10 protein-coding genes are annotated in these 13,019 nt (G+C 63.7%); all 10 read left to right on the forward strand.

Going from position 1 to position 13,019, the window contains the following annotated elements:
• Positions 1 to 10 precede the first annotated feature (10 nt).
• Positions 11 to 1,204 carry an efflux RND transporter periplasmic adaptor subunit gene (locus DNK49_RS17230; RefSeq protein ID WP_110527317.1) on the forward strand — a complete coding sequence of 398 codons (1,194 nt, stop codon included), beginning with the start codon at positions 11 to 13 and terminating at the stop codon, positions 1,202 to 1,204.
• An 11-nt stretch (positions 1,205 to 1,215) separates the two neighbouring features.
• Positions 1,216 to 4,377, forward strand: coding sequence for an efflux RND transporter permease subunit (locus tag DNK49_RS17235; RefSeq protein ID WP_110527320.1), 3,162 nt, complete (start codon positions 1,216 to 1,218; stop codon positions 4,375 to 4,377).
• On the forward strand, positions 4,374 to 5,780 hold the full coding sequence (gene adeC / locus DNK49_RS17240; protein ID WP_110527323.1) for an AdeC/AdeK/OprM family multidrug efflux complex outer membrane factor: 1,407 nt from the start codon (positions 4,374 to 4,376) through the stop codon (positions 5,778 to 5,780). The genes DNK49_RS17235 and adeC overlap by 4 nt, the downstream gene beginning before the upstream one ends.
• Positions 5,781 to 5,900: 120 nt before the next feature.
• Positions 5,901 to 6,329 carry an RNA polymerase-binding protein DksA gene (dksA, locus tag DNK49_RS17245; protein WP_110527326.1) on the forward strand — a complete coding sequence of 143 codons (429 nt, stop codon included), beginning with the start codon at positions 5,901 to 5,903 and terminating at the stop codon, positions 6,327 to 6,329.
• A gap of 141 nt (positions 6,330 to 6,470) precedes the next feature.
• Positions 6,471 to 6,731 (forward strand): membrane protein insertion efficiency factor YidD, encoded by a 261-nt coding sequence (gene yidD, locus DNK49_RS17250; protein ID WP_110527329.1) that lies wholly within the window; start codon positions 6,471 to 6,473, stop codon positions 6,729 to 6,731.
• Positions 6,732 to 6,740: 9 nt separating this feature from the next.
• Positions 6,741 to 8,159, forward strand: coding sequence for a DUF2868 domain-containing protein (locus DNK49_RS17255; RefSeq protein WP_110527332.1), 1,419 nt, complete (start codon positions 6,741 to 6,743; stop codon positions 8,157 to 8,159).
• The gene (locus tag DNK49_RS17260) at positions 8,156 to 9,523 is read left to right on the forward strand and encodes a GTPase/DUF3482 domain-containing protein (RefSeq protein WP_110527335.1); all 1,368 of its coding nucleotides are present in this window, start codon (positions 8,156 to 8,158) and stop codon (positions 9,521 to 9,523) included. Before DNK49_RS17255 ends, DNK49_RS17260 begins: the two co-directional genes overlap by 4 nt.
• A 262-nt stretch (positions 9,524 to 9,785) precedes the next feature.
• Positions 9,786 to 10,607: a FecR domain-containing protein gene (locus tag DNK49_RS17265; protein ID WP_165843362.1), complete on the forward strand. Its 822-nt coding sequence runs from the start codon at positions 9,786 to 9,788 to the stop codon at positions 10,605 to 10,607.
• Between the two features lie 64 nt (positions 10,608 to 10,671).
• Positions 10,672 to 11,544 carry a Tll0287-like domain-containing protein gene (locus DNK49_RS17270; protein ID WP_110527340.1) on the forward strand — a complete coding sequence of 291 codons (873 nt, stop codon included), beginning with the start codon at positions 10,672 to 10,674 and terminating at the stop codon, positions 11,542 to 11,544.
• A gap of 16 nt (positions 11,545 to 11,560) precedes the next feature.
• A complete protein-coding gene (locus DNK49_RS17275; protein WP_110527342.1) occupies positions 11,561 to 13,018 on the forward strand; it encodes a serine/threonine-protein kinase in 1,458 nt (485 codons plus the stop codon).
• The last annotated feature ends 1 nt before the right edge of the window (position 13,019 follow it).

The raw sequence follows: 13,019 nt of genomic DNA on the forward strand, positions 1-13,019 counted from the left end.
GAGGCATACCATGCAGAGTCGATATCGCGCGTTGATCAAACCCCTGGCCATCGCGCTCGCCACCGTTACCGTGCTGAGCGCGTGCGGGCAGGGGGCGCAACAGGGGGCGGGTGGTGCGCCGGGTGGTCCTGGCATGCCGTCAGTGGGCGTCATTGTTGCCGAGGCCAGCTCGGTGCCGCTGGTCAGTGAGCTTTCCGGCCGTACGACACCCTTCATGGTGGCCGAGTTGCGGCCGCAGGTGAGCGGCATCGTCCACAAGCGCCTCTTTACGGAAGGGAGCGAGGTCAAGGCCGGGCAGACGCTGTACCAGATCGACCCTGCCACCTATCAGGCCGCCTACGATAGCGCCCGTGCCAGTCTGGCCCGGGCGGAAGCGAATCTCTACAGCGCACGCCTGAAGGCCGAGCGTCATGCAGAGCTGGTCAAGATCGAGGCCGTCAGCAAGCAGGCCAACGATGATGCGATCGCGGCGCTGAAGCAGGCCGAAGCGGATCTGGCTGCCGCGCGCGCTGCGCTGGACAAAGCAAAGATCGATCTCGACTTTACCCGGGTTGCCTCACCCATTTCCGGCCGTATTGGCCGCTCTACGGTGACGCCGGGAGCGCTGGTCACGGCCAATCAGGCAGACTCGCTGGCAACGGTCCAGCAGCTTGACCCGATCTACGTTGATCTGACGCAGTCCACCGGTGAGTTGCTGCAGATGCGTCGTGCGCTGGAGGCAGGCAAGCTCAAGCCGGTCGGTGATCAGAGCGTGCCGGTGCGGCTGGTGCTCGAAGATGGCAGCCTGTATGCGGCCGAGGGCAAGCTGGCCTTTTCCGAAGTGTCGGTTGATACCGGCACGGGCAGCGTGACGTTGCGCGCGATCTTCCCCAATACCAAGGGTGAGCTGCTGCCGGGCATGTATGTGCGTGCTCGCCTGGTACAAGGGCAGGCGGAAGAGGCCATCCTGGTGCCACATGCGGCGGTCAGTCGTGATCCGCGCGGCAATGCGACGGTGATGGTGGTCGGAGCTGAGGACAAGGTCGAGGCGAAGGTGGTTCAGACCGCACGTTCGCAAGGCGACAAGTGGGTGGTGACCGAGGGATTGCGTGCCGGTGACCGTGTCATCGTCGAAGGCCTGCAGAAAGTCCGCCCCGGTGTCCAGGTCCAGGCGCAGCCACTGGCGCCAGTTGCGGCCGCCGGTGCGCCGGTCGTGTCCAAGTGAGGGCCTGAACCATGGCAAGATTCTTTATCGACAGGCCGATCTTTGCCTGGGTGATCGCCATCGTCATCATGCTGGCTGGGGCCTTGTCCATCCTGCAACTGCCGGTGTCGCAATACCCGACCATCGCGCCTCCCGCTGTGGTCATCAACGCCACCTACCCTGGGGCGTCGGCGAAGGCAGTCGAGGATTCGGTGACCCAGATCATCGAACAGAAGATGACCGGGCTGGACGGCCTGCTTTACATGAACTCGTCCAGCGATGCCTATGGCCGTGCATCGGTGACCTTGACCTTCGATGCGGGTACGGATCCCGACATTGCCCAGGTTCAAGTGCAGAACAAGCTGCAACTGGCCTTGCCTTTGCTGCCGCAGGCAGTGCAGCAGCAGGGTGTGCAGGTTGCCAAGTCTGCGCGCAACTTCCTGATGGTGGTGGGTTTCGTATCGTCGGACGGTAGCCAGGACGGGGTCGACCTGTCGGATTTCCTGGTGTCCACGGTACAGGACCCGTTGTCGCGGGTCACAGGGGTGGGCGAGATCCAGGTGTTTGGCGCGCAGTACGCGATGCGGGTGTGGATGGATCCGGCCAAGCTGAACAACTTCAAGCTGACGCCGGCAGATGTCAGGGCGGCGATCACGGCGCAGAACACCCAGGTTTCGGCAGGTCAGCTTGGCGGAACGCCCGCGCTGCCTGGTCAGGGTTTTACGGCGACGATTACCGCCCAGAGCCGGTTGCAGACGGTCGAGGAGTTCGAGGGCATCCTGCTGCGTACCAGCACCCAGGGGGGTGAGGTGCGTTTGCGCGACGTTGCACGTATCGAGATCGGTGCAGAGAACTACGGTACCGTGGCGCGCTTCAATGGCAAGCCGGCGGCTGGCGTCGGTATCCGGTTGGCCGCGGGCTCGAATGCGCTAGAAACCGCCACCGCGGTGCGCGCCAAGCTCGAGGAGATGAAGCCCTACTTCCCGGCTGGGGTCGAAGTGGTCGTGCCCTATGACACCACGCCTTTCGTCAAGATCTCGATCCAGGAAGTGGTGAAGACCCTGATCGAGGCGGTGGTGCTGGTCTTCCTGGTGATGTTCCTGTTCCTGCAGAACCTTCGCGCCACCTTGATCCCGACGATTGCGGTACCGGTCGTGCTGCTGGGTACTTTCGGTGTGATGGCGGCGTTCGGCTTCTCGATCAACACCCTGACCATGTTCGGCATTGTGCTGGCGATCGGCTTGCTGGTGGATGATGCGATTGTCGTCGTCGAGAACGTCGAGCGGGTGATGACTGAAGAGGGGTTGCCACCCAAGGAGGCGACCCGCAAGTCGATGGACCAGATCACCAGCGCGCTGGTGGGGATCGGCCTGGTGCTGTCGGCGGTGTTCGTCCCGATGGCTTTCTTCGGCGGGTCGACGGGTGTCATCTACCGTCAGTTCTCGATCACCATCGTGTCGGCCATGGCACTGTCGGTGCTGGTTGCGATCATTTTCACCCCGGCTTTGTGTGCAACCATGCTGAAGCATGTCGAGAAGGGTCACGATGCTTCCGAAGGGGGGTGGTTCGCAGGCTTCTTCCGCTGGTTCAATGGCATGTTTGCACGCAATACGACACGCTACGAATCCAGTGTTGGCGGCATCCTCAGCCGGCGCAAGCGCTTCATGGCGATTTATTTTGCAATCATCGTCGTGTTGGGCTTGTTGTTCATGCGCATGCCGACCTCCTTCCTGCCGGAGGAGGACCAGGGCGTGATGTTCAATCAGGTCATGCTGCCTGCGGGCGCCACTCAGGAACGTACGCTGGAGGTACTGAAGAAGGTCGAGCAACACTATCTGGAGAACGAGAAGGACACCGTTCGTGCGGTCTTTACCGTGGCAGGCTTCAGCTTTGGCGGTAGCGGCCAGAACATGGGTATCGGTTTCGTTAACCTGAAGCACTGGGACGAACGCAAAGGGCCGGGCATGGATGTGAAGTCGGTCGCCGGCCGTGCCATGGGGGCGTTCTCGCAGATCCGCGAGGCCATGGTGTTTGCTTTCGTGCCGCCGGCGGTGATCGAGTTGGGCACGTCAAACGGCTTCAACGTGATGCTGCAGGATCGTGCGGGTCTGGGTCATGAGGCACTGGTTGCCGCGCGTAACCAGTTTCTCGGCATGGCGTCGCAGGACAAGCGTCTGGTGGCGGTCCGCCCGAATGGTCAGGATGACACGCCGGAGTATCAGCTCGATATCGACCATGCGCGTGCGGGTGCGCTCGGCGTCAGTGTGGCCGATATCAACGACACCTTGTCGACGGCCTGGGGTGGAACCTACGTCAACGACTTCCTCGACCGTGGCCGGATCAAGAAGGTCTATCTGCAGGCGGATGCAGGTGCCCGGATGACGCCCGAGGATCTGGGAAAGTGGTTCGTGCGCAACAGCCGGGGCGAGATGGTGCCGTTCTCGGCCTTCACCACGGCACACTGGACCTACGGTTCGCCACGCCTGGAGCGCTACAACGGGCAGCCCTCGATCGAGTTGCTGGGGCAGGCTGCACCGGGCTTGTCGTCGGGTGACGCGATGGCCGCGGTCGAAGAGATCATGGCCAAACTGCAGCCGGGGATCGGCTTTGAGTGGACCGGGACTTCTTTCGAGGAGCGCCGCTCCGGGGCTCAGGCACCGGCGTTGTATGTCCTGTCGATGCTGGTGGTGTTCCTGTGCCTTGCCGCGCTGTATGAGAGCTGGTCGGTGCCATTCGCGGTGATCCTGGTGGTGCCGCTGGGGGTGCTGGGTGCGCTGCTGGCAGCGACCGGACGCGGCTTGTCCAACGATGTGTACTTCCAGGTCGGGCTGTTGGCGACCATCGGCCTGTCGTCGAAGAATGCGATCCTGATCGTCGAGTTCGCAAAGGCCGAGATGGAGGCGGGCAAGGAGTTGATCGCCGCGACGCTGTCGGCAGTCCGCATGCGTCTGCGTCCGATCATCATGACCTCGCTGGCTTTCGGTCTGGGGGTTACGCCACTGGCCATCGCCACGGGCGCGGGCTCGGGCAGCCAGAACGCAATCGGCACTGGCGTGTTGGGTGGCACCATCGCTGGCACCGTGCTGGGCATCTTCTTCGTGCCGCTGTTCTACGTCGTGATCAAGCGCATTTTCAAAGACAAGCCGGCAGCCGAAGACGCGCATGCCGCAAAACCTGTGGAGGGCCGGGCATGAACGCCATCCGTACCTTGACGCTTGCCCTGGCCGCAGTGCTGGGGACGGCCTGCTCGACGCTGGCACCTGATTATCAGCGGCCGACGGCGCCAGTGCCTGCGAGCTGGTCGATGGGATCGGCTGCGCCGGCTGGTGACGGCCAGGCCGTTGCCGATCTCGACTGGCGGACTTATTTCGCCGATGCCCGTCTGCGCGAGTTGATCGGGATCGCCCTGGCCAACAACCGTGACTTGAGGGTGACTGCACTCAATATCGAACAGGCGCGTGCGCAGTACCGCATCCAGCGCGCCGAGCTGTTTCCGGCCTTGGGGCTGAGCGGTGGACAAAGTGCCCAGCGCCTGCCAGGCGATCTGACCAGCAGCGGAGAGGCTCAGATCAGCCGGCAGTTCAGCACGACGGTTGGAATCTCAGCCTGGGAGCTGGACTTCTTTGGCCGGATTCGCAGTCTGCGTGATCAGGCCCTGCAAACCTATCTCGCGACCGAAGAGGCGCGTCGCAGCGCGCAGATTGGGCTGGTTGCCGAGCTGGCCAATGCCTGGCTTGCGCTGGCGGCCGATCGCGAGCTGCTGGCGCTGGCGCAATCGACCTACATCACCCGGCAACAGTCCTACGAGTTGACCCGGCGCAGCTTTGAGGCCGGTGCCGTGTCCGCGCTGGATGTGCATCAGGCGAGCAGCGCGCTGGAGCGCGCACGTGCCGATGTGGCCAGCTACACCGCCCAGGTCGCGCGTGACCGCAATGCGCTGAATCTGCTGACCGGGAACCCGGTGCCGGATGCCTTGCTTCCGGACCGCCTGGTCGAGGCGGTCAGTACCGTGGCTGAGCTGTCTGCCGGCGTGCCGTCAGAGGTGCTGGTGCGTCGTCCCGACGTGCTGCAGGCCGAACATCAGCTGCAGGCCGCCAATGCCAGCATTGGTGCGGCGCGTGCGGCCTTCTTCCCGCGCATCGCGTTGACCACCAGTGCGGGAACGGCCAGTGCCAGCCTGGATGGCTTGTTCGAGGCGGGCTCCGGGACCTGGACCTTCGTGCCGCAGATCACGCTGCCCATCTTCAATGCAGGTGCGTTGGCGGCCAGTCTGGAGGTGGCGGAGGTGCAGCGCGAGATCAATGTCGCGCGTTATGAACAGGTCATCCAGTCGGCATTCCGTGAGGTGGCCGACGCCTTGGCCGGCCGCGCCACGCTGGACGAGCAGGTGGATGCCCGGCGCAACCTGGTCGCTGCCAGTCGCGAAAGCCTGCGCCTGGCCGAGGCGCGCTACCGCAATGGCCTGGACAGTTATCTGCTCTTCCTCGATACGCAGCGCTCGGCGTATGCTGCCGAGCAGGAGTTGATTGCCGTCCGGCTTGCCGATGCAGGTAACAGGGTGGCGCTGTACAAGGCGCTGGGTGGTGGCTGGCAATAAGCCATTGGTCAAAGTGGGATATGTTGCGAATTTATCTGCTGGATGGGTCGCAACAATTCCCGCTTTGCGGTATGGTCACGGCCTGCTAGTCCGGACGGATGCCGAACAAGGAATCACACCATGAATGCAACGATCACACCTGCCCTCATGACCGAGGAAGAACTCCGTGCCGCACCGGAGTCGGATTACATGTCGCCGCGTCAGTTGGCCTTCTTTCGTCAGCGTCTGCAGGACGAAATGAACCAGCTGCTCGAAAATGCACACGAAACCACGACGCACCTGCAGGATAACGAAGCCACGCCCGACCCGTCGGACCGTGCCAGTGTCGAGGAAGAACACACGCTCGAGTTGCGCGTGCGTGACCGCGAACGCAAGCTGCTGAAGAAGATCGAGGAAGCCATCGCCCGCATCGACGCCGGTGATTACGGCTGGTGCGAGGAGACCGGTGAGCCGATCGGCGTGGGCCGCTTGCTGGCGCGTCCTACCGCAACCCTGTCGCTCGAAGCGCAGGAGCGCCGCGAGAAACTCAAGAAGATGCATGGCGGCTGAGCCGCCCTTCTTCCGGTCTTTCTCTTTTCCGCACCGTCCCGTGAGGGGCGGTGACGCGCGTGGCGGGTGGCTGGCGCTTGGCGACGTGTTTCTTGCGCCGCCTGCCCGTCCAGATCAGCCTGGGTACCTGGAGTCTGCTTGATGCGCTGGTTACTGCGTGCGTTGATCCGCGGCTATCAGTTGTTCATCAGTCCCCTGCTGGGGCCGCGCTGTCGTTTCTATCCGACCTGCTCGCACTACGCGATTGAGGCCATTGAGGTGCATGGCGCGCTCAAGGGCAGCTGGCTGGCCTTGAAGCGGGTGTTGCGCTGTCACCCCTGGCATCCGGGCGGGCTTGATCCCGTCCCGCCGCCTTGCTGCGGCGACCACGCTCCGCATGAGCATCACCCGCCCCGACAGTAGGACGGGTCGATGGTATTTTCCTCCAATCCTGTTTCCGATCGCCCGCTTTCCGCCTTCGAGTCACGCTGGCTGGCCGAGGCCGTCCGTCACTACGAAACGCGTGAGGGCGTGCTTGACGATAGGGCTGCGGTGGCAGTGGCGCGCCAGTCTGAAGCCGATCTGGAGCGTCGCCTGTGTGTCCGTGCGGCGCATCTTGGTCGGCACCTGGGGCTGCGTTCCGCAATCCAGGCCTGGCGCCTGCGGGCAAGCTGGCTGTTGGCACTGGTTTGTCTGTTCGCCGTGCTGCTTGGCAGCGGTAGTGCCGGTGCCGTGCTGGGGGATGCCGGCCGGCCGGTCAATGTGATCTGGGCGCTGGGCGCCTTGCTGGGTGTTCATGCGATCAGCCTGATCGTCTGGCTGATCAGTGTGACGGCTGGCGGGCAAGCAGGGGGATCGGGCCTGGGGCGCTTATGGTTGCAGGGTGTCGCCTGGTTGGACCGGCGTACGGCGCAGCCCGACGTGCCCGTGGCCCTGGCTGGGCTGATGAGTCGTGACCGGACGGCTGCCTGGGGATTGAGTGCTCTCAGTCACCTGTTCTGGTTGCTGGCGCTGCTGGCCGCACTTGTCGGTCTGCTGCTGTTGTTGGCGACGCGGCGTTACGGTTTTGTCTGGGAGACGACGATCCTGCCTGCGGACGTGTTTGCTGGCTTGGTGGCGATGACCGGTGCAGGACCCGCCTTTTTCGGATTTGCGGTGCCGGATGCGGCAATGGTGGCTACTGCGGGTGCAGGGGGGGGGCTGGACGAGGCTGCGCGGCGAGCGTGGTCGAGTTGGCTGCTGGGGTGTCTGGTGCTCTATGGGGTCATGCCGCGGCTTGTGCTGACGGGCTTGTGTGTGCTGGCGTGGCGGCGTGGTCTTGCACGCCAGCATCTGGATCTCACTCAGCCGGCCTACTTGCGTCTGCGTGCCCGACTGTTGCCCGATAGCGAGCGCGCCGGGGTGTGTGATCCGGCGCCGGCCAAAGGTGTGGGGCCTGTCGCACCAGCACGCCCGGGCTTGGTTCCAGGTGACGGTTGCGCACTGGCACTGGAGTTGGGGGACGATCTCGTCTGGCCACCGGTATGGCTCAGTACCACGGTCGAGGATGGCGGGCGGATTGATAGTCGTGAACAACGCAAGGCAATTATCGGCCGTTTTCTGCAGCGACAGCCGTCCCGACTGCTGATTGCCGTTGATCCCCGGATGACGCCTGACCGTGGCAGCCTGGGGCTGATCGCCGAACTTGCCGGTACCGCCGGATCGGTCATGGTCTGGGCCTACCCCGGCCCGGATGGGCAGGTCGGTCGCATGGGCCTCTGGCGCGACCGCCTTGCCAGCCTTGGCTTGCCCGAGGCCGCCGTGTGTGACGATGCCGCACGGGCGGCGGCATGGCTGGAGACGGGCCGATGAACCCCTTGCAGCTTGCCGTTGTCGGCCACACCAATACCGGCAAGACTTCATTATTGCGTACCCTTGCACGGGACACCGGCTTTGGTGAGGTGGCGGACTCGGCAGGCACGACCCGCCATGTGGAGGGCTTGCGGCTGATGGCGGCGGGGAAGGTGGCCATCGAGTTGTACGACACGCCCGGCATGGAAGACGCGATTGCGCTGCTGGACTTCATCGATGCGCAGTTCGGTGCAGGGGCGCGGCTTGATGGGCCGGATCGCATCGACCGCTTCCTGGTGACGCCGGAGGCCGCCGCTCGCTTCGAGCAGGAATCGAAGGTGCTGCGTCAGTTGCTCAGGAGCGATGCGGCGCTGTATGTGATTGATGCGCGCGATCCGGTCTTGCCCAAGCACAGGGACGAACTGGCCTTGCTGGTTTGTGCTGCAAAGCCGGTGCTGCCCGTGCTCAACTTCGTCGTTTCGCCCGCTGCGCGCGTACAGGACTGGCATGCGGCACTGGCGCGTCTGGGTCTGCATGCGGTGGTGAGCTTCGACACGGTGGCACCGGAGATTGACGGTGAGCGGCGCCTGTTTGCCACCCTGGGAACGCTGCTGCATGCGCATCGCGAGGCAATCGACGCCCTGATTGCCGATCGTTGCCGGGAGGCGGATGCGCGGCGCGAGGCCGCCCGGCGCCTGGTTGCACGTTTGTTGATCACGTTGGCCGCGCACCGGCATCGTGTTGCTGATGCTTCGGATCGCGCATTGGTTGCCGCGGTCGAACGTCTCAGGTCTACGGTGCGCGAGCGCGAGCAGGCCTGTGTCGATGCGCTGCTGCAACTCTACCGCTTCCGTCCTGATGACGTCCGGATGACCGCGCTGCCACTGGTGGCCGGACGTTGGGAGGATGATCTGTTCAATCCCGAGACCTTGCGTCAGTTTGGGGTCAGGCTGGGGGGTGGGGCTGCGGCAGGCGCTGCCGCCGGCGTGGGTATCGACCTGATGGTGGGGGGGATCACGCTGGGGGCGGCGGCTGCATTGGGGGCGGTGGCAGGCGGCTTGTGGCAGACATTCGGCCACTATGGTGAGCGGATTGCCGCCCGTGTCCGTGGGCATCGTGAGCTGAGCGTGGATGACGCGATCCTGCGGGTACTGGCCTTGCGCCAGCGGGCCTTGTTGCGGGCCTTGGATGGGCGTGGGCACGCCGCGCTGGCACCGATCGAGATGACGGTGGCCGAAGAGGGGGTGCCGGACGGCTTCGCCTGGCAAAGCGGGCGCTTGCCGCTCGAGTTGCGCCAGGCTCGCGCGCATCCCGAGTGGAGCGGCGTTGCCAGTCCGGAGCGTGAGCAGGCGGTCGAGACGCTTGCTGCGGCGACCTTGAATTGAGCCCTGACACGGCAGTGATCACTGACTGACGGTTCGAACCTCAGGCTTGGCTTCCGGCATCTCCTGATCGAACATAAGGGGGGGATTGCATCGGAATGGCGCAGAAGTTGCTGTCGTCGTGATGTCTGACGTACGGGTGTTTCACCCGGATCCTGCTATCCTTCGAAGGATTCCGGGGCCATGCGCCAGGGCCCGGGGCCGATCATCCTGGATATCTGTCACTCATATGTTGCTTCGTTGTTTCCTGACCCTTGTGGCTTGCTTGCACCTGATACCGGCATTTGCCCAGGCTGACGTGCGGGTGACCTTTGTCGACGGTCAGATGAAGCTGTTGCGTGGCACCCAGGTGTTGCTTGCCGCGCCGGGGGTGGTGGTGCTGGATTCGGACATCCTCGAGACCGCGCCCAAGGCCTATGCCCTGATCGAGTTTCCGGACGGCGTCCGGCTGGCGCTGGGGGACGAGACGCGTTTGATGCTGCGAACGCTGGCGTCAGGTGGCAAGCCTGCCATGCGCGAGTTTGCGGTGCTGCAGGGTTGGGTCAAGATCCAGTCCCCTGCAGCTTCGGTGGCCGATTTTCAGTTGCAGGGGCTGCGCTGGTCGATACAGGGACGGGAGACGAGCGTGATCGTGCGCGATGATGCAATGCTGTTTGTCGAGCATGGCGCGGTTGCAGTCAGTGTCAGCGATCTCAAAGGGCGTGCAGGCACGCCACAGCGGCTCAATAGCGGACGTTTCGGTGTGCTGGACGAAAACCGTGCCCTGGTCTTGCAGGAGCGTCCGGCAGAAGTTTTTGTGACTGCCATGCCGCGCCCTTTCCGTGACCCGCTGCCAAGACTGCTCGAGCGCTTCAAGGGGCGTGAGGTCGAGCCGAGACCTGCGGGAGAGGTCGCCTACGGCGATGTCGCGCATTGGCTGCAGGGGCCACAGCCCTGGCGCAGCGGGTTCGTGGCACGTTTTCGTCCCCGACTGGGAGACAAGGCCTTTCGTCAGCAACTGGCCGACAATGTCGCCCGCCACCCCGAGTGGGACAGGATACTGTTCCCCGAAAAATACCGTCCCCGCAACCCGCCGGCACGTCCCTGATGCCTGCATCGCGTGTGGATTCCTCAACCCTGTATCCCTGATGCACCGATCCTGAGAGGCAAGCATGAAGCTGATCGTGAAGTTCAATCTGGTCCTGAGCCTGGTATTCCTGGTCGGCCTGGGCGGGGCGGCCTATGTGTCGCATGAGGTACTGCAACGCAATGCACGTGATGAGATCCTGCAGAATGCGCGGATCATGATGCAGGGTTCCCTGGCTGCGCGCGGGTACACCATCAGTCAGATCACCCCCTTGCTGCAGAACCAGCTCAATTACGAGTTTCTGCCGCAGACGGTGGCGGCCTATGCGGCTACCGAGTATTTCAACGAGCTGCGCAAGCAGTATCCGGACTATACCTACAAGGAAGCCACGCTGAACCCGACCAATCCCCGCGACCGTGCGACGGACTGGGAGGCAGACATCGTCAACAGCTTCCGCAATACGCAGGGACAGACCGAAATCATGGGTGAGCGTGATACGCCAGCCGGCCGGACGCTCTACCTGGCACGTCCGATCAAGATCACTGACCCCGGCTGTCTGCGCTGTCATAGCGTACCCGATGCCGCACCCGCCTCGATGCTGGCGCGCTATGGCTCCGCCAACGGTTTCGGCTGGCAGCTCAACGAGATCGTTGGTGCGCAGGTGGTGTCGGTGCCGATGGAGGTACCCATCCAGCGGGCGGATGCAACCTTCCGCGTCTTCATGGTGTTGCTGGTTGCGCTGGTTGGTTTCATCTTCGTGCTGCTCAACATCCTGTTGATCACCCTGGTGATTCGTCCGGTCAACCGATTGGCGCGCATTGCCGACCGCGTCAGCCTGGGCGAGATGAATGTCGAAGAGTTTCCGGTAAAAGGCCGCGACGAAATCTCCACGCTGGCCGAATCGTTCGGACGCATGCGCAAGAGTCTGGTGCATGCGCTGAAGATGCTCGAATCCTGAGTGGGTCGGTGTTTCGATGAGCCATCCGCAACATCTGGGCAAGTATCAGATTCAGGCCGTTCTTGGCAAAGGCGGCATGGGTACGGTCTATCGTGCCCATGATCCGGCGATCGATCGGGTGGTCGCACTCAAGACCATCCGTCGTGAGCTGATCGAGGCTGGGGATGGCCAGGGCATGGTCGAGCGATTCCGCAACGAGGCGCGCGCGGCGGGCCGTCTCAACCACCCCGGCATTGTTGCAATCTACGATTTTGGTGAAGACGAGCAGGTTGCCTTCATCGCCATGGAGTATGTCGATGGCTGTGGTCTGGGGCAGTATCTGCGCCAGGGCCGCAAGCTGCCGGTTGCCGACGTGGTCAGCATCATGATCCAGCTGCTGGAAGCGCTCGATTACGTGCACCAGCGCGGCGTCATCCATCGCGACATCAAGGCGGCCAACTTGCTGATCACGGCCAATGGTCGGCTCAAGATCACCGATTTCGGTATTGCCCGCATCGACATGGCCAACCTGACTCAGGTCGGTTCGGTCATCGGAACGCCGAGCACGATGGCGCCTGAGCAGTTTCTTGGCCTGGCGGTGGATCACCGGGCCGACCTGTTTGCTGCCGGAGTGGTGTTCTATGAGATGCTGACCGGTGAGCGCCCGTTTACCGGTGGCATGGAGGCGATGGCCTACCAGGTTTGCAATGTGCAGCAACTGCCGCCATCCGCGCACAATCCAGAGCTGTCGCCCTTGTTTGATGCGATCCTTACCCAGGCACTGGCCAAGCGCGCGGACGAGCGTTATGCCGATGCCGCAGCTTTTGCCGTGGCGCTGCGCGAGGCTTATGAGGCAGCTTTCCGGACGCCGCCCAGTCCAGTGGTGTCGGAGGAGACGGTGGTCATGACGGCCGCGGCAGTGCGCGCCAGTCTCGCGGCCATGCAGGCGCAGCATGCGGGGCCGGTGACTTCGATGCCGTTGAGCCCGACTCTGGCCACCCCGCTGCCCACCCAATGGCAGGAGGACACCTTGCGGACGGTCGAACGCCAGCTGGCCGCCCACATCGGGCCGTTAGCCCGGGTGATCGTGCGCAAGGCCGCGACGACATCAGCCGATCTGGGCGAACTTTACCGGCAGCTGGAGGACAAGCTTGATACGGAAGAGGCTCGCCGGAAGTTCCGCGATGGCCTGAGCCGCGCAGGATTGGCTCAACCCTCGGCTCCGACATGCGTTGTGACATCCGCCGTGGGAGGAGGGCTGGCGGTGGTGACCACTACCCCGAAGTCAGCGCAGGAGGTCGCGGTCACACCTGCACAGATCGAACGTGCAACCCAGTTATTGGCTCGTCATCTCGGGCCGATCGCGGGGGTGCTGGTTAAGCGTGCTGCGCGAGATGGCGCAGACCTCAACCAGTTCGGTGCGCTGCTAGCCGCTCAGATTGACGATCCCGTAATACGGAGTCGTTTCCTGGCGGATTTAGGCAAGACGGGTTGAG

The organism is Parazoarcus communis SWub3 = DSM 12120, from assembly GCF_003226565.1.
Taxonomy (GTDB): Bacteria; Pseudomonadota; Gammaproteobacteria; order Burkholderiales; family Rhodocyclaceae; genus Parazoarcus; species Parazoarcus communis.